Annotated in this window: 20 protein-coding genes and 2 pseudogenes; 11 read left to right on the forward strand and 11 right to left on the reverse strand. The window is 66.6% G+C overall.

The features are described 5' to 3' along the window. The 4 genes from ACSQ89_RS13660 to ACSQ89_RS13675 all read right to left on the reverse strand — a co-directional run bounded on the left by ACSQ89_RS13660 (position 1) and on the right by ACSQ89_RS13675 (position 3,175). A complete protein-coding gene (locus ACSQ89_RS13660) occupies positions 1-615 on the reverse strand; it encodes a retropepsin-like aspartic protease family protein (RefSeq protein WP_436290421.1) in 615 nt (204 codons plus the stop codon). 161 nt (positions 616-776) lie between these two features. Beyond that, on the reverse strand, positions 777-1,739 hold the full coding sequence (locus ACSQ89_RS13665) for an alpha/beta fold hydrolase (RefSeq protein WP_436290420.1): 963 nt from the start codon (positions 1,737-1,739) through the stop codon (positions 777-779). A 149-nt stretch (positions 1,740-1,888) separates the two neighbouring features. Beyond that, complete coding sequence (locus ACSQ89_RS13670; RefSeq protein WP_436290419.1) at positions 1,889-2,359, reverse strand: MarR family winged helix-turn-helix transcriptional regulator; 471 nt, start codon at positions 2,357-2,359, stop codon at positions 1,889-1,891. Positions 2,360-2,443: 84 nt separating this feature from the next. Further along, entirely contained in the window at positions 2,444-3,175 is a 732-nt protein-coding gene (locus ACSQ89_RS13675) for a GntR family transcriptional regulator (RefSeq protein WP_436290418.1), read from the reverse strand. 265 nt (positions 3,176-3,440) lie between these two features. Between ACSQ89_RS13675 and ACSQ89_RS13680 the strand changes: the two genes are divergently transcribed. The 7 genes from ACSQ89_RS13680 to ACSQ89_RS13710 are packed head-to-tail and all read left to right on the forward strand — an operon-like array spanning position 3,441 to position 10,457. Continuing rightward, entirely contained in the window at positions 3,441-4,688 is a 1,248-nt protein-coding gene (locus tag ACSQ89_RS13680; protein WP_093107390.1) for an enolase C-terminal domain-like protein, read from the forward strand. 11 nt (positions 4,689-4,699) lie between these two features. Beyond that, positions 4,700-5,467: an SDR family oxidoreductase gene (locus tag ACSQ89_RS13685; protein ID WP_436290417.1), complete on the forward strand. Its 768-nt coding sequence runs from the start codon at positions 4,700-4,702 to the stop codon at positions 5,465-5,467. Positions 5,468-5,504: 37 nt separating this feature from the next. Further along, complete coding sequence (locus ACSQ89_RS13690; protein WP_436290416.1) at positions 5,505-6,527, forward strand: TRAP transporter substrate-binding protein; 1,023 nt, start codon at positions 5,505-5,507, stop codon at positions 6,525-6,527. 5 nt (positions 6,528-6,532) lie between these two features. Beyond that, a complete protein-coding gene (locus ACSQ89_RS13695) occupies positions 6,533-7,504 on the forward strand; it encodes a tripartite tricarboxylate transporter substrate binding protein (protein WP_436290415.1) in 972 nt (323 codons plus the stop codon). Positions 7,505-7,512: 8 nt separating this feature from the next. Then, positions 7,513-8,547 (forward strand): L-idonate 5-dehydrogenase, encoded by a 1,035-nt coding sequence (locus ACSQ89_RS13700; RefSeq protein ID WP_436290414.1) that lies wholly within the window; start codon positions 7,513-7,515, stop codon positions 8,545-8,547. A 36-nt stretch (positions 8,548-8,583) separates the two neighbouring features. After that, complete coding sequence (locus ACSQ89_RS13705; RefSeq protein ID WP_436290413.1) at positions 8,584-9,180, forward strand: TRAP transporter small permease; 597 nt, start codon at positions 8,584-8,586, stop codon at positions 9,178-9,180. Further along, the gene (locus tag ACSQ89_RS13710; RefSeq protein WP_436290412.1) at positions 9,177-10,457 is read left to right on the forward strand and encodes a TRAP transporter large permease subunit; all 1,281 of its coding nucleotides are present in this window, start codon (positions 9,177-9,179) and stop codon (positions 10,455-10,457) included. Before ACSQ89_RS13705 ends, ACSQ89_RS13710 begins: the two co-directional genes overlap by 4 nt. 133 nt (positions 10,458-10,590) lie before the next feature. Here ACSQ89_RS13710 and ACSQ89_RS13715 read toward each other — a convergent pair. Further along, positions 10,591-10,896, reverse strand: a pseudogene (locus tag ACSQ89_RS13715) (isochorismatase family protein); the annotation flags it as partial. A gap of 47 nt (positions 10,897-10,943) precedes the next feature. Here ACSQ89_RS13715 and ACSQ89_RS13720 point away from each other — a divergent pair. Continuing rightward, positions 10,944-11,168, forward strand: a pseudogene (locus ACSQ89_RS13720) (LysR substrate-binding domain-containing protein); the annotation flags it as partial. 41 nt (positions 11,169-11,209) lie between these two features. On the opposite strand, the gene ACSQ89_RS13725 reads toward ACSQ89_RS13720, so the two are convergent. The 3 genes from ACSQ89_RS13725 to ACSQ89_RS13735 are packed head-to-tail and all read right to left on the reverse strand — an operon-like array spanning position 11,210 to position 15,067. Then, the gene (locus ACSQ89_RS13725; RefSeq protein ID WP_093111643.1) at positions 11,210-12,340 is read right to left on the reverse strand and encodes a CaiB/BaiF CoA transferase family protein; all 1,131 of its coding nucleotides are present in this window, start codon (positions 12,338-12,340) and stop codon (positions 11,210-11,212) included. 7 nt (positions 12,341-12,347) lie between these two features. Next, entirely contained in the window at positions 12,348-13,322 is a 975-nt protein-coding gene (locus ACSQ89_RS13730) for a Bug family tripartite tricarboxylate transporter substrate binding protein (protein ID WP_436290411.1), read from the reverse strand. Positions 13,323-13,357: 35 nt separating this feature from the next. Continuing rightward, the gene (locus ACSQ89_RS13735; RefSeq protein WP_093111647.1) at positions 13,358-15,067 is read right to left on the reverse strand and encodes an acyl-CoA dehydrogenase family protein; all 1,710 of its coding nucleotides are present in this window, start codon (positions 15,065-15,067) and stop codon (positions 13,358-13,360) included. A 106-nt stretch (positions 15,068-15,173) separates the two neighbouring features. Here ACSQ89_RS13735 and ACSQ89_RS13740 point away from each other — a divergent pair, with 106 nt between their 5' ends. After that, positions 15,174-16,094, forward strand: coding sequence for a LysR family transcriptional regulator (locus ACSQ89_RS13740; RefSeq protein ID WP_436290410.1), 921 nt, complete (start codon positions 15,174-15,176; stop codon positions 16,092-16,094). A 5-nt stretch (positions 16,095-16,099) separates the two neighbouring features. Here ACSQ89_RS13740 and ACSQ89_RS13745 read toward each other — a convergent pair whose 3' ends face one another. Then, a complete protein-coding gene (locus ACSQ89_RS13745) occupies positions 16,100-17,059 on the reverse strand; it encodes a Bug family tripartite tricarboxylate transporter substrate binding protein (RefSeq protein ID WP_093111651.1) in 960 nt (319 codons plus the stop codon). Positions 17,060-17,225: 166 nt separating this feature from the next. On the opposite strand from ACSQ89_RS13745, the gene ACSQ89_RS13750 reads away from it, so the two are divergent. Continuing rightward, on the forward strand, positions 17,226-18,524 hold the full coding sequence (locus ACSQ89_RS13750) for a DUF1254 domain-containing protein (protein ID WP_436290409.1): 1,299 nt from the start codon (positions 17,226-17,228) through the stop codon (positions 18,522-18,524). On the opposite strand, the gene ACSQ89_RS13755 is transcribed toward ACSQ89_RS13750, so the two are convergent. Then, a complete protein-coding gene (locus ACSQ89_RS13755; protein WP_436290408.1) occupies positions 18,491-19,726 on the reverse strand; it encodes a CaiB/BaiF CoA transferase family protein in 1,236 nt (411 codons plus the stop codon). The genes ACSQ89_RS13750 and ACSQ89_RS13755 overlap by 34 nt on opposite strands. A gap of 107 nt (positions 19,727-19,833) precedes the next feature. On the opposite strand from ACSQ89_RS13755, the gene ACSQ89_RS13760 reads away from it, so the two are divergent. After that, positions 19,834-20,715, forward strand: coding sequence for an SMP-30/gluconolactonase/LRE family protein (locus ACSQ89_RS13760; protein ID WP_436290407.1), 882 nt, complete (start codon positions 19,834-19,836; stop codon positions 20,713-20,715). A gap of 8 nt (positions 20,716-20,723) precedes the next feature. Here ACSQ89_RS13760 and ACSQ89_RS13765 read toward each other — a convergent pair whose 3' ends face one another. Further along, positions 20,724-21,635, reverse strand: a complete 912-nt coding sequence (locus ACSQ89_RS13765) for a LysR family transcriptional regulator (RefSeq protein ID WP_093111657.1) — start codon at positions 21,633-21,635, stop codon at positions 20,724-20,726. Positions 21,636-21,700 lie beyond the last annotated feature (65 nt).

Raw genomic sequence — 21,700 nt, forward strand, 5'->3', positions numbered from 1 at the left:
CTATCTGCCCACGATCGTCAGTTCACGGTCGTTGGCAGTGACGTCGAAGAGCGACAGCAGTTCCCGGCCGAGGAGGGCGTCCGTCGATTTGCGGCCCAGCGAGCCCACGACCACGGTGGCCTGCGGCACGCTGAAGGGCCCGAAGGTCATGGGCACACGCTCGATGCGACGCGCATCCATGACGGCCCCGGCGGTCTGCATGTGCGCGGGGGAACCTCCGATCAGGTTCGCCCGTGCGGCGAAGTCTTCGGTCACGGCGACGCCGGCATTGACCGTGGCAGCCTTGTCAATCACGAAGCGCACGGGGAAGCCGTTGACGGAGCCATGAATCCAGAAGCGGCCGTCCTGGCCGACGGGAACGGTGATCTGCCGGGATCCGTCGACTGCAATGTTTGTCGTCTTTCCCTTGGGCTGATCTGCGCTGTCGACCAGTACGCAGGCATCGGACCGAGGCTGCGCCGGCCGCGCGCTGGGCGGCACGTTCGTGTAGGTCTTGCCGCATTTGAAGATGGATTCCGCCGCGACAACCGGGTGCATGCTCATGACGCCGAGGGCAATCGCCGCTTGTGCTGCGAGATATCGCAGCGCCTGTTTGCGTTTCGAGTGCTTCGACATGGCGTGACCTCGCTCTGATCAACAGTCTCAGACAATGCTTCATCCGGTACCGGCGCAGCGTCATCCAAATTCCACGTCGGCTGAACGGTTCGTTGGAGGCGATCGACGGTCTTATGAACGGATCACCCGCGCACCGACGGCGCGGGCATGCCTGGCGCTGATCAGGCCTTGATGAAGGCGAGCAGGTCGCTGTTGAGACGATCCTTGTGCGTGTCGGTGAGACCATGCGGGGCGCCCGGATAGACGATCAGCTTCGCGCCCTTGACCAGCTTGGCCGATGCGCGGCCGGACGCGTCGATCGGCACGATCTGGTCGTCGTCACCGTGAACGATGAGCGTCGGCACGTCGAACTTCTTCAGGTCTCGGGTGAAGTCGGTTTCCGAGAACGCCTTGATGGAGTCGTAGGTGTTCTTGTGGCCGCCCATCATCCCCTGCATCCAGAATGAATCAATGAGTCCCTGCGAAGGCTTGGCGCCCGGCCGGTTGAAGCCGAAGAACGGGCCCGAGGCGATGTCCTTGTAGAGCTGCGAGCGATTCGCGATCGAGCCGGCGCGGATGCCGTCGAACACCTCGATCGGCAGGCCGCCGGGGTTGGCCGGCGTCTTCAGCATGAGCGGGGGAACCGCACCCACGAGCACCGCCTTGGCCACACGTTTCGTGCCGTGACGGCCGATGTAGCGCGTCACTTCGCCGCCGCCGGTCGAAAAGCCGACCAGCACTGCGTTCTTCAAGTCCAGCTTCTCGATGAGGGTGGCCAGGTCGTCGGCATAGGTGTCCATGTCATTGCCGTTCCAGGGCTGGCTGGAACGGCCATGGCCGCGGCGGTCATGCGCGATGACCCGCAAGCCCTGCGAGGCCAGGAAAAGCATCTGCGATTCCCAGCTGTCGGAGTTGAGCGGCCAGCCATGGCTGAAGACAACGGGTTGGCCCGAGCCCCAGTCCTTGTAGTAGATCTGCGTACCGTCCTTGGTGGTGATGTAGCTGCCGGCCGGCTTGGCTTGAGTGCTGGCCGGAACTTTGCTGCCACGAGGCTGTGCGGTTTCCGGCTTGTCGGCGGCTGCCAGCGCTGTGCTCGCGGCCAGGCTGATGATGGACAAGGCGACGATTTTGGAAAGAGTCTTCATAGCAGGCTTCGTTGGAGGTTGGTTTCAAGGTTTCGCGTCTTGAGGTGCATGTCGGTGCGCGACGCCGCCATGTAAAACGTGTGCAAGTAAATCGTGTGCTATGTATATGCCGGAAAAGAGGGCACAGTGTTGTGCCCGTCACGATGTGCTCAGGAGGCGTTCTTGAACAAGTTCGTCCGTATCTCCAGCAGTCGCTCGCGCATCGAGCGCAACTCATCCGCCGAACACCGTGCGGCGGAAGCGACACACGCGGGAACCGCTTTCGCTCGAGCCCGCAGAGCGCGCCCCTTGCTCGTCAGCGACACGACGACTTGCCTTTCATCCGATGTCGAGCGACGCCGATCGATGAGCTCCGCCGACTCGAGACGCTTGAGCAACGGCGTCAGCGTGGGCGACTCCAGAAACAGTTGCTCCCCGATCTCGGACACCGTCAATCGATCGCGCTCCCACAACACCAGCATGACCAGATACTGTGGGTATGTCAGGCCGAGGTCCTTCAACAATCCACGATAGACCTTGTTGAAGCCCAGCATGGTCGAGTAGAGCGCAAAGCAAAGCTGTTGCTCCAGGGCCAGGGAATACGCCTCGGAGGGGGCTGCGACGGGTGATTTGCTTGCCATGGGCGAATTATAAATAGCACACGATCTAATAGCAAGCTTTTAGTCGTGCTGCCGAGAGAAGTCGTCCTATCGATTGAAGGTGGCTTACGTACCTTCCCTATGGTCGAACGAGGAGTCCGATCGCAAGAATGTCTCGTCCAGTTCGCCAAGCCGGCAGTCCAGAAGCGCCGGCTCGACTTCACGCTCAAGCACTTCGAACATCCCTTCGACAAAGTCCACCAGGCGATCGGAGGCCGAAATCGCATCATCAACATTGCCAGTGGCGACTGCATCAAGGACGGCAATGTGCGCGTCCACCGTGTCCTGCAAGTTGGCACCCCGCTCCGCATGCGTGTGATAGATCCAGCCGATGCGACGGAAGATGGTGTGCAGCGGCCGCAGCGTGCTTTCGACGAAAGGTTCGCCGGCGGCCGCGAGAAAGAGCTGGTCGATGCGCCGATCCACCACGTTGAACTGCTCGAGCGTCATGGCGTCCCTGTGTTCGGCCAACTGGCGCTTGAGATGCAGCATCTGGTTGCGCTGTGAAGAACCGGATCGCTCGGTGGCCAACCGGATCACGAAACGCTCCATGTCGCGCCGCAAGCGCAGCAGGACGCGATCGCGCGTAAGGTCGACCGGCACGATCTGCAAGCCATGTCGTGGCGTCACGTGCACCAGCGTATCGGCGGCCAGCCGATTGACGGCCTGAAGAACCGGCGTACGACCGAAGCCGACCATCCCCTGCAGATCGTGCGTCGCCAGGAACAGTCCCGGCCTCAGTTCGCAGCAGACCAGCAGTTCTTCGATGCGCGCATAGGCCAGGTCGGAGAGGCTCACCGAACTTCGCCGGCGAGACGGGTCCTGGACCGAAGCACTCTTTGCGGCCAGACGCGGTCGCGGACGGGTGGTTGAAGGCATGCGGCTCGTGGTCTGAAGGGGGTCCGTGCCCATCGCACGTTCCATGGTAAGCATAGCCTGATATTCAAGATTTTCTGCGGCGATAGCGTCGTTTTCTCCAATGAACGACTGCCGAAGGCTGGGATGGGTGTGAATAGGGTAAACACGAAGAACTTTGGTGAAATATCACAGTATTCTTTAAGTCATGGCAACCCTGATCTCAGACGTCAAAGTCATCCTCACGGCCCCGGAGGGGATCAACCTCCTCGTCGTCAAGGTGGAAACCAACCAGGCCGGGCTGTACGGCCTCGGCTGCGCGACCTTCTCCTATCGGCATCTGGCCGTGCAATGCCTGGTCGAGGAATACCTCCGGCCCTTGTTGATCGGGCGGGACGTGAGCGCGATCGAGGAGCTGTGGCAGCTGATGCACCAGAACGCGTACTGGCGCAACGGACCGATCGAGAACAACGCCATCTCGGGCGTCGACATGGCGCTATGGGACATCAAGGGGAAGATGGCCGGCATGCCCCTCTACCAGCTGTTCGGGGGCAAGTGTCGGGAGGGTGTGCCGATCTATCGGCATGCGGACGGCCGGGACCTGGCCGAACTCTGCGACAACATCCAGAAGTACCGGGAGCAGGGCATCACCCACATCCGCTGCCAGAGCGGTGGCTACGGCGGCGGCGCCTTCGGACCGGCCCCCGCGACGGCGCCGAGGGGTGCTGCGCATGGCATCTACCTGGACAGCAGGACGTACATGCGCGACACGATCAAGCTGTTCGAAGGCATCCGAGCGAAGGTGGGCTTCGACGTCTCGCTCTGCCACGACGTGCACGAGCGGCTGAAGCCGATCGAGGCAATCCAGTTCGCCTGCGAGATGGAGCGGTTCGATCTGTTCTTTCTCGAGGATGCGATTGCGCTCGAAGAGGGCAAGTGGCTGCGCCAGCTGCGCGACAAGACCCGCATCCCGCTGGCGCAGGGCGAGCTGTTCAACAACCCGTCTGAATGGAAGACGCTGATCACCGACCAGCTGATCGATTACATCCGCGTCCACCTGAGCCAGATCGGCGGCATCACGCCCGGCAGGAAGCTCCAGCTCTTTGCCGAACAGTTCGGCGTGCGAACGGCATGGCACGGCCCGGGCGACATGTCACCGCTCGGCCACGCGGCCAACATCCACATCAACCTGGCGGCGCGCAATTTCGGCGTGCAGGAATGGTCGGGCACGGAGCCGCCCAACTTCGTCATCCAGGAACTCAAGGGGCCGCGCGATGCGCTGCTCGACGTCTTTCCGGGCCTGCCGGCGTTCGAGAACGGCTACGTCTACGCAAACGACAAGCCGGGCCTCGGCGTCGACATCGACGAAGAGGAAGCCCGCAAATACCCGTGCGAGAACGTCGTGACCACATGGACGCAAACGCGTCTGGCCGACGGAACGCTTCAAACGCCCTAGGAACAGAGACCATGTCCATTCAACTCTTCGATCTCACGGGCCGCACCGCGCTCGTCACGGGTTCCTCGCGCGGCCTGGGCTTCGCCATCGCCGAGGGCCTTGCCGCCGCCGGCGCACGGATCGTGCTCAACGGCGTCGATGCGGCACGGCTGGCCGATTCGGCCGCAGCGCTGCGCGGCAAGGGCTATGCGGTCGAGGCGTATGCCTTCGACGTCTGCGACGAGGGCGCAGTGGTCGGCGCGTTCGACCAGCTGGACGCGGCCGGCATCGAGATCGACATCCTCGTGAACAACGCCGGCGTGCAGTTCCGCAAGCCCATGGTCGAGCTCGCGACGGAAGACTGGCGCCGCGTGATCGAGACCAATCTGACCAGCGCCTTCGTTGTCGGCCGCGAGGCGGCCCGCCGCATGATCCCGCGCGGCCGCGGCAAAGTCATCAACATCGGCTCGCTCACCAGCGAACTGGCGCGCGCAACCGTCGCGCCCTACACCGTGGCCAAGGGCGGCATCAAGATGCTGACGCGCGCCATGACTGCCGAATGGGCCGGCCACAACATCCAGGCGAACGCCATCGGGCCCGGCTACATGCTGACGGACATGAACCAGGCCTTGATCGACAACCCGAGCTTCGATGCCTGGGTCAAGGGCCGCACGCCGGCCGGTCGCTGGGGCCGCCCCGACGAACTGGTGGGCGTGGCCGTGTTCCTGGCGTCCAGCGCTTCCAACTACGTCAGCGGCCAGATCATCTACGTCGATGGCGGCATGGTTTCCGTTCTCTAAGCGTTCTCTAACTACACATTCCATTAGGAGACAGTCGATGAAACGAAGCATTCGCGCGGTCGTTGTTGGATTGACCGTTGCCTGCGCCTGCGTCGGCGCCGCGGGCTTGGCCTTCGCGCGGGACATCAAGGAGCGCAACATCAAGTTCGCTTTTGCCAACACGGCGGACTCGGCGCACGGGATCGGCGCCAAGCGCTTTGCCGAGATGGTCGCGAGCAAGAGCGGCGGCAAACTGAACGTGAAGCTCTACGGCAGCGGCACGCTCGGTGGTGAAGCCGTGGTGGCATCGGCGATGCAGGGCGGCACCATCGAGATGTCGATGATGGGGCCCGGCCTTCTGACCGGCATGGACAAGGAGTTCGGCGTCTTCGACACGCCCTTCCTGTTCGACAGCTTCAAGGAGGTCGACGCCGCGCTGGACGGCCCGGTCGGCAAGAAGCTGCTCGACAAGCTGCCTGCCAAAGGGCTGGTCGGCCTGTCCTACTGGGATCATGGCTTTCGCATCCTGACCAACAGCAAGCGGCCGATCGCGAAGCTCGAGGACATCCAGGGACTGAAGATCCGCGTGCAGCAGATTCCGGTGTTCATCGAGTCTTTCAATGCGATGGGCGCCAACGCCGTGCCGATGCCTTTCCCCGAACTGTATTCGGCCCTCGAGCAGAAGGCCGTCGACGGCCAGGAGAACCCGTTCATCTCCGTCGAGGTGACCAAGTTCTACGAGGTCCAGAAGTACGCCTCCACCACGCGCCATGCGTACTCGCCGCTGCTCGTGCTGATGAGCAAGAAGTTCTGGGACCAGTTGTCGGCCGATGAGCGCAAGGTGCTGACGGACGCGGCGAACGAGGTGAAGAGCTACGAGCGCCAGGTGTCGCGCGAGCTGGATGCCAAGGCGCTCGACACGCTCAAGAGCCGGGGCATGGTGATCACCGAAGTCTCGGCGCAGGAACGTGCACGGATGCGCGACAAGCTCAAGCCGGTGATCGACAAGCATCGTCAGACGACAGGCGAACTGGGCAAGGAAATGACGGCCGAGGTGGAACGCATTCGTTCCGGAAAGTGAAGACCATGAACACCCGAAACATTCTTGGCGCCATCGCCGCGATCGCCGCGATCGCGGCGACGCTGTGGTCCCCTGTCGCGCCGGCCGCGGACTATCCGAGCCGGCCTATCGAGATCGTCGTGCCCTCGTCGGCGGGTGGCGGCACGGACGTGATGGCCCGGCTCTTCGCCGAAGCTGCCAAGAAGAGCGTGCCGCAACCCTTCGTCGTCACCAACAAGCCAGGTGCTGGTGGTGGCATCGGCATGACGGAAGTGCAGCGCGCACCAGCCGACGGCTACAAGATCGGCGTGCTGATCTCCGAGCTGGCGATCATTCCGCACCTCGGGATGACCAAGGTCACGACCGCCGACTTCATCGCCGTTGCGCGGCTCAATGGCGATCCGGGCCTGATCGCCGTGCGCGCCGACTCGCCATGGCAGTCGATCGACGACCTGTTGGCCGTCGCGAGAAAGCAGGACGGCGCCGTGTCGATGGGCAACGCCGGCACCGGCACCATCTGGCACCTCGCGGCCGCCGCCGTCGAACAGAAGACGCGCGTGCGCTTCAACCACGTGCCCTACCAGGGCGCCGCACCGAGCGTGCTCGCGCTGGCGGGCGGCCATGTGGATGCGATCGTCGTGAGCCCGGCGGAGATCGGTTCGCACGTGGCGGCCGGCAAGGTCCGCGTCCTGGTGTCCATGGCCGAAGGCCGGCTCGCGGCCCCCTACGACAAGGTCGCGACCTTCAAGGAGAAGGGTGTGGACCTGGTGCTGGGCACCTGGCGTGGCCTGGGCGTGCCCGCGGGCACGCCGCCCGAGGTGGTGCGGTACCTGCGCGAGGCGGCGCGCAAGACCTCCGAGGACCCCGCGTTTCGCGAAGCCTTGACCAAGGCCAACCTGCAGCCGGCTTATATGGATGGCGAACAGTTCCAGGCCTTCATGAACAGCCAATCGACCTATTTCAAGTCGCTGCTGGCGACCGTCGAGATCAAGAAATAGGGCGTCGCATGGAAGCCCTTGTCATCCACGCCCCCGGCGATTTGCGCGTCGAAGAAGTCGCCACGCCCGAACTCGGCCTCGGCCAGCTGCAGGTGCGCGTGCGCTGCGGCGGCATCTGCGGCTCCGACCTGCATTACTACCAGCATGGCGGCTTCGGCACCATCCGCATCAAGGAGCCGATGGTGCTGGGCCACGAGGTGGCCGGCGTGATCGAAGCGGTTGGCGCCGGCGCAGGCAGCTTTGCGGCCGGCGAGCGCGTCGCCATCAGCCCGAGCCGGCCCTGCGGGCTGTGCCGCTACTGCCAGCAGGGCCTGCAGAACCATTGCCTGGACATGCGCTACTACGGCAGCGCGATGCGCACGCCGCACGTGCAGGGCGCCTTCCGCCAGCAGATCGTGGTCGAGCACTGGCAGGCGCATCGGCTGGCCGACAGCGTGAGCGACGGCGAAGGCTCGATGGCCGAGCCGCTGTCGGTCGCGCTGCATGCGGTGCGCCGCGCGGGCCCGCTGCTCGGCAAGAGCGTGCTGGTCACCGGCTGCGGGCCGATCGGCGCGCTGGCCATCATCGCGGCGCGGCGCGCCGGCGCCACCCACATCGTGGCCACCGACGTCGGTGCGCACACGCTGGGCAAGGCGTTGAAAGTCGGCGCGGACGAGGTGGTCAACGTGGCCGAGGAGTCCGATGGCCTGGCGCGCTTCACGGCCGACAAGGGGCATTTCGACGTGCTGTTCGAAGCCAGCGGCAACCAGCGCGCGCTGGTCGGCGCCTTCGATGCGCTGCGCCCGCGCGGCATCATCGTGCAGCTGGGGCTGGGCGGCGAGATGACGCTGCCGATCAACACCATCGTGGCCAAGGAGTTCGACCTGCGCGGGGCCTTCCGCTTCCACGAGGAGTTCGCGGTGGCGGTGGAACTGCTCAACAAGGGGCTGGTCGACGTGAAGCCGCTGATCTCGGCGACCTTGTCCTACCGCGACTCGGCGCGCGCCTTTGCGCTGGCGGCCGATCGCTCGCAGGCGATGAAGGTGCTGCTCAGTTTTGAGTGAAACCGGGCGCGCACGGCGCGTCATGAGGGGACGTCGATGAACCGACTGATCAATGGCTATTGCAAGCTGCTCGATGCGCTGGTCGCGCTGGCGCTCGCGATCATGGTGGTGCTGGTGTTCGGCAACGTGGTGTTGCGCTATGCGTTCAATACCGGCATCACCGTGTCGGAAGAGGTGTCGCGCTGGCTGTTCGTCTGGCTGGTGTTTCTCGGCGCCATCGTCGCGCTGAAGGAGCACGCGCACCTCGGCAGCGACATGCTCGTCACGCGTCTGCCGGTGGCCGGCAAGAAAGTCTGCCTGGTCCTGGGCCAGCTGCTGATGCTGTACGTCACCTGGCTGCTCTTCTCCGGCAGCCTGGCACAGGTCAAGATCAACTGGGAGGTCGAGGCGCCGGTGACGGGTGCCTCCATCGGCATCTTCTATCTTGCCGGCGTCGTGTTCGCGGTGTCGGCAGGTGTGCTGTTGCTGCGCGAGCTGTGGCGCACCTTGAGCGGGCAGTTGCGCGACGACGAACTGGTGATGGTCAAGGAGTCGGAGGAGGCCGCCGAATTCGAGGAACTCCAGGCGCAGCTGGCGCGACAGAACGCGGAGTCGGCGCCTGCCGCCAGCGAGCAGGCCAGGAGCAGGACATGACCGTCGCCATCTTCCTCGGCGCGCTGCTCGGCACCATGGCGCTGGGCATCCCGATCGCCTTCGCGCTCCTGGCCACAGGCGTGGCGCTGATGTGGCACCTGGACCTGTTCGATGCGCAGATCCTGGCGCAGAACGTGGTCAACGGCGCCGACAGCTTCCCGCTGCTGGCCGTACCTTTCTTCATGCTGGCCGGCGAGATCATGAACGTGGGCGGCCTGTCCAAGCGCATCATCGACGTCGCGCTGGCCCTCGTCGGCCACATCAGGGGCGGGCTGGGCTACGTGGCGATCCTCGCGGCCATCCTGCTGTCGGCCCTGTCGGGGTCGGCAGTGGCGGATGCGGCCGCGCTCACCGCGCTGCTTCTGCCGATGATGGTGGCCGCCGGCCACGACAAGGCGCGCTGCGGCGGACTCATCGCGGCCTCGGGCGTGATCGGGCCGGTGATCCCGCCGTCGATCGCCTTCGTGATCTTCGGCGTCGCAGCCAACGTGTCGATCTCCAAGCTGTTCCTGGCCGGCATCTTCCCCGGCATCCTGATCGGCGCTTCGCTCTGGCTGACCTGGATGTTCCTGGTGCGCAAGGAAAAGATCGTGCCGCCGCCGCGCAAATCGGCGCGCGAGATCTGGACGGCGCTGCGCCAGGCGACCTGGGCCCTGATGCTGCCGGTGATCATCCTGGTGGGGCTGCGCTTCGGCGTATTCACGCCGACCGAGGCGGCCGTGGTGGCGGCGGTCTACGCCTTCTTCGTCGCCACGGTGGTGTACCGCGAACTAAAGGTCGGCCAGCTGTACGCCGTGTTCGTGAGTGCCGCCAAGACCACGGCCGTCATCATGTTCCTGGTGGCGGCCGCGCTGGTGTCGGCGTGGCTGATCACGGTGGCCGATCTGCCGGGCAAGGTAATCGGGCTGCTCGAGCCCTTCATGGGCAACAAGACGATGCTGCTGATCGCGATCATGGTGGTGTGCATGATCGTCGGCACGGCGATGGACATGACGCCGACCATCCTGATCCTGACGCCGGTGCTGATGCCCGTGATCAAGCAGGCGAGCATCGACCCGGTCTACTTCGGTGTGCTCTTCATCATCAACAACTCGATCGGCCTGGTCACGCCGCCGGTCGGAACCGTGCTCAACGTGGTAGCCGGTGTCGGGCGCATGAAGATGGACGATGTGACCAGGGGCGTGCTGCCCTTCATGGCGGCCGAGTTCGCGATCCTGTTCCTGATGGTGCTGTTCCCGCAACTCGTCACCGTGCCGGCCAAGTGGTTCGGCGGCTGAAGTGGCTGCACGGCGCCATCCACGGGGAACAAGCGGACGTTGAACAACCTACTGAAACATCACAACTAGAGCAGACTGCATGCCAATCGCTGCGGCTCGAGCAGCGCTCAACGATTGGCTGCATGCGACATTTTTAACCCTGCAGTGCGTCCATCAGCACCTCCTGCACGATGCGGCCGCCTTCAGGTGTGGCCCAGCTGCCTGCCAATTCGGCAATCAACTGGTTGGTGCTGGTCAGTGTGACGCCGTTCTTCTCCATGCGACGCAGCGCCATGTCGTCGGCCAACTTGCTCGGCGAGCCACCGTCGTCCGCGACCACCTGCACGTCATAGCCTTGCGATACCAGGGTCAGCGCCGGATAGACCGTGCACACGTCATTGGTCACACCGGCGATGATGAACTTCCTGCGGCCGGTCGACTTCACCGCCGCAGCGAAGTGGGAGCACTCATCCACGCATGGTCGATTCCCAGGAAAGGGTCGATCAAGTCAACAGCGTCGGCATGTTCCGGCGCTTGGCGACCCTGGACTTGGGCGTGATACTGCTGCCTGAGGAGGTGGCCGCCGAGGATGTGGTGGCCGGTCGCTTGCGACGGGTTCTACCAGGGGGGCAGGCCAACCCGACGCCCGTCTACGCACTCACCGAGACCCGTTTGCTACCGGCGAAGACGCAGCGCTTTATCGAGTTCCTGCAGGAGCGTTTGGGGCAGCAAGCTCGCCCGACCTCGAAGCCGCGCCACCCGACGAGTGAATCTCAGCGCGCTTCAAAGCCCTCGCCCGGAGTAAGCGGCGCGTGGCGATACGTCGCCGGTGTGCGGCCGAGCTTGACGGGCGCGCCGATGCCGCGGTAGCCGCCGGCCATTTCCACCACCATGCCGCGGTGCGCTGTGTGTGGATGCGCCAGCGCCGCGTCGACCGGCAGCACCGGTGCGGCGGGCACGCCGGCGGCCATCAGCGTGTCGACCAGCGTGTTGCCGTCGAAGCCCTTCATCGCGCCTTCGAGCGTTGCCTTCAGCGCTTCGCGGTTCACGGAACGGGCACCTGCGGTGGCGTACAGCGGATCGTCCGCCAGCTCGGGCACGCCGATGCAGCGGCAGAAGGCCGCGAACTGTCCGTTGTTGCCGACCGCCACGAAGACCGGTTCGGTGCCGGTCGCCAGCGCGTCGTAGGGGTAGATGTTGGGGTGCGCATTGCCGGTGCGCTTCGGCGCCTTGCCGTCGACGAACCAGTTCGCCGCATGCGGGTGCAGCAGCGACAGGCCGCTGTCGTACAGCGCCGCCTCCACGAACTGCCCGCGTCCGCTGCGCTGGCGCTCCTGCAGCGCCAGCAGCACTCCGATCACCGCATTGAGGCCCGTCACCATGTCGACCACCGGCAGGCCTACGCGCAGCGGCCCGCCGTCAGCCTCGCCGTTGATGCTCATGATGCCCGTCATCGCCTGCACCGCGGCGTCGTAGCCGGGCAGGGCGCCGAGCGGGCCGTCGGAGCCGAAGCCCGACACGCGGCACCACACAAGCCGCGGGAAGCGCTGCGCCAGAGTCTCGTAGCCGATGCCCCAGCGCTCCATCGTGCCGGTCTTGAAGTTCTCGATCAGTACGTCAGCCTCGGCCACCAGCGCGAGCAGCGCCTCGCGCCCGTCGGCGCTGCCGAGGTCGAGGTGCATCGTGCGCTTGTTGCGGTTGAGCCCGTGGTAGTACGAAGCCACGCCGTCCTTGAAGGGCGGGCCCCAGGTGCGTGTGTCGTCGCCTTGTGGCGGCTCGACCTTGAGCACGTCGGCCCCGTGGTCGCCGAGGATCTGACCGCAGTAGGGGCCGCCGAGGATGCGGGAGATGTCCAGCACGCGGATGCCGGCCAGCGCGCCGGTGGAGGAAGGCGATGCGTTCATGGCGGTGTCAGTCGAGTTGCGCGCCGGACTGCTTCACCACGCCGGCCCACTTGCTCATCTGCGCCTGGATGAACTTGCCCAGTTGCTGCGGTGTGTGGGCGGGCGCCGGCTCCAGGCCCTGCGAGGCGAAGAGCTGTTTCACCTTGGGCGTGTCGAGCACCTCGACGAAGGCCTGGTTGAGCTTGGCGATGCGCTCGGGCGGTGTGCCGGCCGGTGCGACGATGCCGAAGAAGACGCTCACGTCGTAGCCGGGCACGCCCTGCTCGACGACGGTCGGCACCTCCGGCAGCGCCTGCGAACGCTCGGCCGTCGTGACGCCCAGCGCGCGCAGCTTGCCGGCCTTGACATAGGGCAGGGCGGTGAGCACGTCGGTGAAGCTCATGCTCACCTGGCCGCCCAGCAGGTCGTTCAACGCAGGCCCGGTGCCCTTGTACGGGATGTGTTGCAGGTCGACGCCGGCCGAGGCGTTGAAGAGCACGCCGGCCAGGTGCGACGACGCGCCGTTGCCCGACGAGGCGTAGCTCAGCTTGCCCGGGTTGGCCTTGGCGTAGGCGATCAGTTCCTTCACGTTCTTCGCCGGCACGGCGGGGTTCACCACCAGGATATTCGGCAGATGGCCGACCTGGATCACCGGTGCGAAGCTCTTCACCGGGTCGTAGCTCACCTTGCGGTAGAGGCTGGCGTTGATAGCCAACGGCCCCGAGGTGCCGAACAGCAGCGTCTGGCCGTCGGGCGTGGCGCGCGCGACGTAGTCGGCGCCGATGTTGCCGCCGGCGCCCGCGCGGTTCTCCACGATCATGGGTTGGCCGAGGCGGTTCTTCATCTCTGCAGCAAGCGTGCGCGCCATCGCGTCGGTCGGGCCGCCCGGCGGAAACGGGATCACGAGCGTGACGGGCTTGTCGGGAAAGGTGTCGGCCTGTGCCGCAGGCAGCAAGGGCAGGGCCGCGGCGCTGGCGAGCACGAGTGTGGCGAGAAGTCGCATGGGTTTGTCTCCGTCGTTGTGTGGGTGAGAAGGGGTCAGGCCGTGAGGGCCTCCGGGGAATCGGCGGTCCAGTCGCGCGGCACCGCCAATGCAGCAAGCGGGTCACGCGGCAACACGCGGTGCAGCAGTACGAGCTGCGCCCATTCGATACGCTGCGCCGAGCCGCCACGCGCGCCCTCCCAGGCCATCGCGATGGCGCTGGCCACGTGGTAGAGCGCCGACGCGGCCTGCCGCGCGAGGCGGTCCCCGCCGTCTGCGGCCGCGAGCAACGCCAGCGCTACGGCGCGCGCGAGAGCATCGCGCAGCGCGGCGGCAAAGGCAGGCGCGAGCGGCGCGTCGTCGACCAGCGCCTCGAAGTGCGCCTGCAGCACCGGCAGCGAGCCTTCGCGTTTCACCGCGCGGATCACATCGAGCGCGACGATATTGCTGGTGCCTTCCCAGATGGAGCCGAGGTGCGCGTCGCGCAGCAGGCGCGGGTCGGCCCATTCCTCGATGTAGCCACAGCCGCCGCGCACTTCCATCGCGTCACCGGTCACCTTGCGCGCATCGCGGCAGGCACGGAACTTGATGAGCGGCGTGAGGATGCGCAGCAGCGGGTAGGCGGCGGTCTCGCCGTCGTCGGACCGTGCCAGCGCCTGGGCGGTCTGGAACACCATGCTGCGCGCCTGCTCGGCGGGGAGCCGCAGCTTCTGCAGTTGGCGCTGCATCAGCGGCATGTCTTCCAGCCGCTTGCCGAAAGCGCGGCGCTCGTGCGCGACGTGCTCGGCCTCGGCCACCGCGCGGCGCATGAGGCCGGCGGCGCGCACGCCGTTCGACAGGCGCGAATTGTTCACCATGTCGGCCATCTGCACGAAGCCGCGGCCCTGCTCGCCCACCAGGTAGGCCAGGGCGCCTTCGAGCCGGATCTCTCCGCTGGCCATCGAGCGCGTGCCCAGCTTGTCCTTGAGCCGCAGGATGCGGTAGCGGTTGGCGCTGCCGTCGTCGAGACGGCGCGGCAGCAGGAACAGCGACACGCCTTTCATGCCCGGCGGGCCGCCGTCGACGCGCGCCAGCACCATCGCGAAGTCGGCGTCGGGGTTGGAGCAGAACCACTTGTCGCCGCCCAGGCGCCACTGGCCCTGCTCGTCCTGCCAGGCGCGGGTCTGGGTGGCGGCGATGTCGGAGCCGGCAGCCTGCTCGGTCATGAACATCGCGCCCTGCGCCAGCGTGTCGAAGTCGAGCGAGCGCAAGCGCGGCATGAAACGCTCGACCAGCTCGGGGCTGCCGAACTTCTTCAGGGTGCGCGTCAGCGAATCGGTCATCGACACCGGGCAGCACAGGCCGAACTCGGCCTGCACGAAGAGATAGGTCAGCACGTACTTGACCAGCGGCGGCATGCGGCCCTTCCATCCCAGCGTGTCCTCGCGGTGCGACATCGCGGCGAGGCCGAACTCGCTCAGCGCGAGCCGTTCCATCTCGACGTACGCCGGGTGCTTGTGGACCCGCGGGTCGTCGATGCCGGTGCGGGTGCGCAGCGTCAACGTGGGCGGGTTCTGGTCTGCGGTGTGCGCGAGCTCGTCGAGCCGGCCACCAGCCAGGGCCCCAAGGCGCTCGAAGTGCGGCTGCATGTGCGCCAGCAGGTCGGCCGGCAGGTAGAGCGCCAGCAACCTGTGCAGTTCGGTGTCGTCGGCGTAGAGGCTCCGGCCGTGGCGGTCGGGTACGGGATGGACGGTAGTGCCGTCGGCGGTCGCAGCGTGGCTGGGCATGGCTTGTCTCCTTGTTCCCCGAATTCTTGGTGCGGCGATGATTCTTGTCTAATATCAAATTGGTCTTGATCAATCCGATATGACTATTGTTGAAAGGGGCCTCGCCATGGAGCTTCGCCACCTGCGCTACTTCATCGTCCTGGCCGAAGAGCTGCACTTCGGCCGGGCCGCACGGCGGCTGGCGATCTCGCAGCCGCCGCTGAGCGTGGCCATTCGCCAGCTGGAGGAATCGGTCGGCGCGCAGCTCTTCGAGCGCAACAGCAAGGCGGTGCGCCTCACCGCCGCGGGCCAGACGCTGCAGGCCTCGGCGCGCGCGCTGCTGCGCGATGCGGACGAGGCGCGGATGGAGGCGCGGCACGTGGCGCAAGGATCCGCGGGGCGGCTGCGCATCGGCTTCGTCGGCGCCATGCTCTACCGCGGCCTGCCGCAGGCGCTGACGCGCTTCCAGGCGGCGCATCCGGCGGTGCGCGTGACGCTGGCCGAGCTCAACTCCGGCGAACAGATGGCCGAGCTTCTGCACGACCGCTTGGACGTCGGCTTCGTCCATACACGCCGCGTGCCGGCCGAACTGCAGTGCCGGCTGCTGGTGTCCGAGCCCTTCGTCGCCTGCCTGCCGGCCCAGCACCGGCTGGCGAAGAAGCGCAAGGTCGCGCTCGCCGGCCTGCGCGACGAATCCTTCGTGCTGTTCTCTCGCAGCGCATCGCCCGACTACCACGAGCGCATCCTGTCGATCTGCGCCGACGCCGGCTTCTGGCCCGAGGTGCGCCAGGAGGTGCGCCATTGGCTGGCCGTGGTGTCGCTGGTGTCGCAGGGCATGGGCGTGGCGTTGGTGCCCGACGCGATGCGCCATTGCGCGCTGCCGGGGGCGGTGTTTCGTCCGCTGGAGGGCGCGAGCACGTCGTCGGAGGCCTACGGCGTATGGCTCGCGTCGTCGCAGAACGTGCTGGTGCCGCGGCTGCTCGATGAAGTGGCGCGGAGCTTGGGTCCGCGTCGCCAATCGGGGGCGTCGCCCCCGGGCGGCCTTTGAATCACCTAGTGGACTTGCTTGGGCAGGTTCAGGCTCTGGAGCAGCGGGACCCAGCGATCGTGCTCCGTGCGCACGAACTTCGCCAGTTCCTCGGGCGTGCCGCCGCGCGGCTCCATGCCAATGGCGCGGGCCTTGGTGATGAACTCCGGGTCGGCGATCACCTGGTTGACGGCCTTGTTCAGACGGTCGATCACGTCTTTCGGCGTGCCGGACGGCACCGAGAGCGAGTACCACAGCGTGGCGTCGAAGTCGTAGCCCATCTCCTTGAACGTCGGCGCCTCGGGCACCTGCGGCAGCCTGCGGCTGTCCATCACGCCCAACACGCGGAGCTTGCCGCTGCGGATATGCGGCAAGGAGCCGGTGATGGACGTCCCATGGATGTCGATCTGGCCGCCGAGCAGGGCCTGCACGGCGGGGGCATCGCCGTTGAAGGGGATATGGGTTGTACTGATGCCGACGGCCTTCTCGAAGCTCATGGGAGCAAGGTTGGTCAGGATCGCCGCGCCCGGGGAGCCGCGGTTGATCTTGCCGGGGTTGGCCTTGGCGTACGCGACCATCTCCTTGATGTTGGTGTACGGCAGGTCGGCCCGGCCGACGATGATCGCCGGTTGGTAGGCGATCTGCGTGACCGGCGCGAAGTCCTTGTTGGGATCGTAGGGCAGCTTCTCGTAGAGGACGGTGTTGTTCGCCAGGGTTCCCAGCGACGACACCAGCACGGTGAGCCCGTCCGGGCGCGACCTCGCCACGTAGTCTGCGGCGACGATCCCGCTGGCGCCGGGCTTGTTTTCCACGATGACCTGGGTCCCGCGCTTCGTCAGTTCGGCTGCAAGGATGCGGACGTACTGGTCGGTGCCGCCACCGGCGGCGAAGGGAACGACGATCTTGGTGGCCGTCTGCGCCTGGGCCGAACCCAGGGCCACGACCAGTCCGGACAGCAGTCCCGAGATGAATTTCCGATAGCTCACTTTGTCTCCTTTTGTCCCCTCGGAGGGGCAGGTAAATCCTGGACTCAGTCTATGGCCGGGTACAACGCGCGGACGTGCAGGGAATGAAAAGCTGCTTTGTATGTCGTGCACGCGGGGCAGGCCTGCGCGGCCTATCCTGCGTCCATCCGTTGGTTCACTTCATCGAATGACATCCACAGTTCCGGTGACGCCGTCATCCATCCAGGCCCGGTGGGCCATGCAGGCCGCGCTGCCGGCCGTGATCGCCGGTTATCCGCTGCTGGAGGCGCTGCAGACCTGCCGGCGACAGGCGATGTCCGGCAAGCCGGGCCATGGTCGGGCGCCGTTCAACACGATCGCGCACAGCACGCGGCAGTGGACCCACAGCGACCGCGACTTCAACACGCCGACCGTCGACCTGCTCTACAGCAACGCCTGGCTGGACCTTCGCCATGGGCCCGTGTTGCTGGAGATCCCGGCGCGCAGCCGCTACTTCGTCGTGGAGCTCCTGGATGTCTACACCAACAACTTCCAGAACTTCGGCACGCGCAACGTGCCCCCCGAGGGCGCTCGTTATGCACTCCTGGGCCCGGACGCGCCGGAGTCGCCCGCAGTGGCAGGCACGATCGCCGTTCGTTGTCCTTCCGCATTGGTGTGGCTGCTCGGCCGCGTGATCGTGGATGACGAAGCGGACCTGCCCGCGGCGCGTGCGATGCAAGCCGGGTTCCGGCTGCACGGCGCGCCGGTGCCGGCGCCGTTCGCGAGCCTGGCACAGTGGCAGGACACGGGAGATGCGGCGCTCGACTTCTTTTCCAACCTGGCGCGGGCGTTCAATGACTTTCCGCCGCCGCCGTCGCAGCGCGCGCCTCTCGAGTTGCTCACCGCCGCGAACATCGCGCTGCCACCCGATGGCGTGCTCACCGAGTTGCGCGGCGCCGCGATCGAGGGCTTGCGCGGGGCGTATCGCGAAGGCATGGCGCTGATCGAAGGCCACACCCACACCGCATCCAAGGCGCCCTGGCGCTTCTCCACGCGCCTGGGCCGCTTCGGCAACGACTACATGCTGCGCGCAGCCACGGCCTGGAAAGGCATCGGCGCGCTGGCCGCGGACGAGGCGATCTACGCGCCGGCCGATTACGACCAGCACAGCGAGCTGCTGCACGGGCGCAATGCGTACCGCATCCGGTTCGAGGACGGCGGCGACCTGCCGGTGGATGCGTTCTGGTCCATCACGGTGTATGGCGACGACCGCTTCCTGGCCGGTCATCCGCTCGGCCGGCATGCGCTCGGCAGCCGCAGCGGCCTGGAGCGGGACACGGACGGCGCACTGACGATCCAAGTGGGCCACCGGCGGCCTGCCACGCCCGGGTCGAACTGGTTGCCAGCGCCGGACGCCCCCTTCTACCTGATCCTGCGGATGTACCACCCGCAGCAGCGCCTGCTGGAGGGGCGCTACAAGCTGCCGCCAGTGGAGCGGGTGGACTGATCGGCCTTCACGACGCCGGCCTCGCGCAGTGCCGCGATCTCGGCGTCGCTCAATCCCGCCTCCCGCAGCAATTCCTCGGTGTGCGCGCCGTGGGCCGGTGCGGCCTGGGTCTGGAGGCGCGGCGTGTCGCACAGGTCGTAGGGCAGGCCGAAGCTGCGATAGCCGGGGCGATCCCCGTTCGGCGCAGCCTCGATGACCATGCTGCTGGCCCGGAAGTCTTCGCCCGCAAGGGCATCGCTGTAGCTGCGCACGACACCCACCACGATGTTGTTGCGCGTGAGCAGGTCGACGCACTCGCGCGTGCCGTACCGCGAAAGCCGTTCGCTCACGGCCTCCTTCATGGCCGGCCGGTTCGCGACGCGGAGCTCGTTGGTGAGGAAGCGCGGGTCCGTCGCCAGCGCGGGGGAGCCGATGGTTTCGCACAGGCGCACCCAGTGAGCCTGCACGTAGGCGGAGACCACGACCATGCCGTCGTGCGTGCGAAAGATGTCTGCCGCCGGGGCACTCAGCGGCTGGCCGTCGCCGCTGCGGGTGGGCTCGACGCCGCGCGCCAGGTAGTCGCTCCAGTTCGGCAGCTGCAGGTTCAGCGCCACTTCCAGCAGCGAGATGCGGATGGTTTCGCCGATGCCGGTGCGCACGCGCCGGAAGAGCGCAGCCAGGATCGCCTGCGCCGCCACCTGCACGGTGGCCGTGTCGATGATGGTGGCGCCCACCTTCTGCGGCAGGCCCTGCGGCTCGCCGGTCACCGACATCAGGCCGCTTTCCGCCTGCGCCGCGATGTCGTAGCCGGGCCGGTCGCGCGAGGGCGCGCCCGCGGGGAAGCCGCTGATCGAGACGTAGACCAGCCCCGGCTGTATCTCGCGCAATGCATCGGCCCCCAATCCGAGTGCCTCGGCGGCGCCCGGCCGCAGGTTCTGCACGACCACGTCGGCACGCTCGATCAGGCGCAGCGCGATCTCCACCCCGCGCGGATTGCGCAGGTCCAGGGCGATCGACTTCTTGCTGCGGTTGTAGGCGCGCAGCATGGCGTGGCCGAAGTGGCCCGTGTGGCGCGCCATGTCGCCTTCCAGCGATTCGATCTTGACCACCTCCGCGCCGAGGTCGCCCAGCGTCATCGCGGTGCCGGGGCCCGCAATGTAGTTGCCGAGTTCGATGACGCGAATGCCCTGCAGGGGCGGGGGAGGAGCGGCTCGTTCGTTCATCCGGGCGACTCTAGGAGCCGAGTGGGACCACGGGAACGCAGGAACTGCAAAGCTGCTTTGCAGGGCGCGCCGCCGGCTGTGCCGGATCGTCGCCAAACTTCGACCCCATGATGACCGTGGAGATTCGAAGGGTCGGCGAGACGAAGGACCTGCTGGGCGAAAGCCCGTGCTGGGATGCGCGCGCGCATGCCGTCTGCTGGATCGACTCGCTGGCGGGAACGCTACGGCGGCTGTGGCCTGCCACCGGCGAGGCCGAGCAACACGGCCTGCCCGCGCCGGTCGGCTCGATTGCGCCTTGCGAGAGCGGTTCGGTGGTCGCGGCGCTGAAGAACAGCTTCGCCCGCTACGACTTCGCCACGCGCAAGCTGGAGATCCTGGCCAGCATCGACATCGATCACCCGGACGTGCGCCTCAATGACGGCAAATGCGACCCCTGGGGCAACTTCATCGCCGGCACCATGCACATCAACCGCCAGCCGGGCGACGCTGTCCTCGGCGGCCTGTACCGGCTGCGGCCCGACCGCTGCGTGGAGCGCATTGCGGGCGGGTTCGGGTTGACCAACGGCCCCTGCTTCAGCCTCGACGGCCGCACGCTCTACGTGGCCGACAGCACGGTCCGCACGATCTGGGCCTATGACTACGCGCCGGAAGGCCCGTTGTCCAACCAGCGCGTCTTCGTGCAGACCGAGGGATACGGATCCGGCCCTGACGGCGCGACCGTGGACGCTCAGGGCTTCGTCTGGACCGTGCTGACGCGGATCGGGAAGATGGCCCGCTTCGCCCCCGACGGACGGCTCGACCGGATGGTGGAACTGCCGGCAACGCATCCGACCAGCCTGTGCTTCGGCGGCCCGCAGTTCGAAGTTGCCTATGTCACGTCGATCTCCAGGAGCACGCATCTCGCGGGACTCCTGCCGCAGGACGGCGGCCTGTTCGAGCTGAGCGGGATGCCCGCCGCCGGGATGCCGGCGCACCGCTTCGCGGACTGAAGCCGGCCTCAGGCCGCGTCGCCTTCGCGCAGCGCCTCGGCGATGAAGTCGACGAAGGCGCGCACTTTCAGCGGCAGCGCGCGGCTCTGGCGGAACACTGCGTAGATGCCGTTGGAGAACCCGCGCACCGCGAACCGGTAATCGGGAAGGAGCCGCAACAGCGAGCCGTCCTGGATGCAGCTGCGCACCGTGGGCTCCGATAGCAGCGCGATCCCCATGCCGCCGATGGCGGCCAGCCGCAGCAGTTCGCCGTTGTTCGAGCTCAGCACGCCCTGGATCACCAGCTCCTGCTGTTCTCCCTGTTCATCGATGTATTTCCAGGTGGTGGCCTCGTGCTCGCGACGGTAGGTGAGGCAGCGAACCTCCGGCAGGTCGCGCGGGTGGCGGATGCGCTTGTGCACCTTCATGAAGGATGGGCTGGCCACCAGCACTTCGTCACTGCTGAGCAGCCGCTTGATCACGAAGCTCGAATCGGTCGACTCGCCGGTGCGGATGTCGATGTCGAAGTCGTGCTCCACCAGGTTCACAGGGTGTTCGGAGAGTTCGAACTCCAGCTGGATGTCCGGATGGCGTTGGGCGAAGCGCGGCAGCAGCGGCGCGATCACGCGCAGGCCGATCTGCGTTCGCGAGTGGATGCGCAGACGGCCCTCGGGCAGCAGTTTCGAGCTGCGCGCGGCTTCCTCCGCCTCCGCCATCGCCTCCAGCACCACCTCCGCGCGCCCGAGGAAGGCCTGTCCCGCCTCGGTGACCTTGAGCTTGCGGCTGGTGCGGTCCACCAGTTGCACCCCCAGCTCTTCCTCCAGCGCGCTGATGCGGCGCGAGATGGTGGCGGGCGAAAGACTCAGGCTGCGCCCCGCGGCCGAGAGGCTTCCCTTCCGCAGGGTCGTCACGAAGATCCGCAGCGAATCGAGGGCCTTCATTTCAGAAAACGCAAAGAAGGTGTGCGCGGCGTGGTGCGCGGCGCAGGCACTCCGTTCCTAAGATC

The organism is Variovorax sp. LjRoot175 (assembly GCF_964253805.1).
Classification (GTDB): domain Bacteria; phylum Pseudomonadota; class Gammaproteobacteria; order Burkholderiales; family Burkholderiaceae_C; genus Variovorax.

Bases quoted from the DNA above. Each gene is read 5' to 3' on its own strand.
- ACSQ89_RS13660 (WP_436290421.1), bottom strand. From the start codon at position 615: ATGTCGAAGCACTCGAAACGCAAACAGGCGCTGCGATATCTCGCAGCA.
- ACSQ89_RS13710 (WP_436290412.1), top strand. From the start codon at position 9,177: ATGACCGTCGCCATCTTCCTCGGCGCGCTGCTCGGCACCATGGCGCTG.
- ACSQ89_RS13690 (WP_436290416.1), top strand. From the start codon at position 5,505: ATGAAACGAAGCATTCGCGCGGTCGTTGTTGGATTGACCGTTGCCTGC.
- ACSQ89_RS13735 (WP_093111647.1), bottom strand. From the start codon at position 15,067: ATGCCCAGCCACGCTGCGACCGCCGACGGCACTACCGTCCATCCCGTA.
- ACSQ89_RS13725 (WP_093111643.1), bottom strand. From the start codon at position 12,340: ATGAACGCATCGCCTTCCTCCACCGGCGCGCTGGCCGGCATCCGCGTG.
- ACSQ89_RS13700 (WP_436290414.1), top strand. From the start codon at position 7,513: ATGGAAGCCCTTGTCATCCACGCCCCCGGCGATTTGCGCGTCGAAGAA.
- ACSQ89_RS13730 (WP_436290411.1), bottom strand. From the start codon at position 13,322: ATGCGACTTCTCGCCACACTCGTGCTCGCCAGCGCCGCGGCCCTGCCC.
- ACSQ89_RS13705 (WP_436290413.1), top strand. From the start codon at position 8,584: ATGAACCGACTGATCAATGGCTATTGCAAGCTGCTCGATGCGCTGGTC.
- ACSQ89_RS13750 (WP_436290409.1), top strand. From the start codon at position 17,226: ATGACATCCACAGTTCCGGTGACGCCGTCATCCATCCAGGCCCGGTGG.
- ACSQ89_RS13755 (WP_436290408.1), bottom strand. From the start codon at position 19,726: ATGAACGAACGAGCCGCTCCTCCCCCGCCCCTGCAGGGCATTCGCGTC.
- ACSQ89_RS13670 (WP_436290419.1), bottom strand. From the start codon at position 2,359: ATGGCAAGCAAATCACCCGTCGCAGCCCCCTCCGAGGCGTATTCCCTG.
- ACSQ89_RS13760 (WP_436290407.1), top strand. From the start codon at position 19,834: ATGATGACCGTGGAGATTCGAAGGGTCGGCGAGACGAAGGACCTGCTG.
- ACSQ89_RS13695 (WP_436290415.1), top strand. From the start codon at position 6,533: ATGAACACCCGAAACATTCTTGGCGCCATCGCCGCGATCGCCGCGATC.
- ACSQ89_RS13680 (WP_093107390.1), top strand. From the start codon at position 3,441: ATGGCAACCCTGATCTCAGACGTCAAAGTCATCCTCACGGCCCCGGAG.
- ACSQ89_RS13740 (WP_436290410.1), top strand. From the start codon at position 15,174: ATGGAGCTTCGCCACCTGCGCTACTTCATCGTCCTGGCCGAAGAGCTG.
- ACSQ89_RS13685 (WP_436290417.1), top strand. From the start codon at position 4,700: ATGTCCATTCAACTCTTCGATCTCACGGGCCGCACCGCGCTCGTCACG.
- ACSQ89_RS13665 (WP_436290420.1), bottom strand. From the start codon at position 1,739: ATGAAGACTCTTTCCAAAATCGTCGCCTTGTCCATCATCAGCCTGGCC.
- ACSQ89_RS13765 (WP_093111657.1), bottom strand. From the start codon at position 21,635: ATGAAGGCCCTCGATTCGCTGCGGATCTTCGTGACGACCCTGCGGAAG.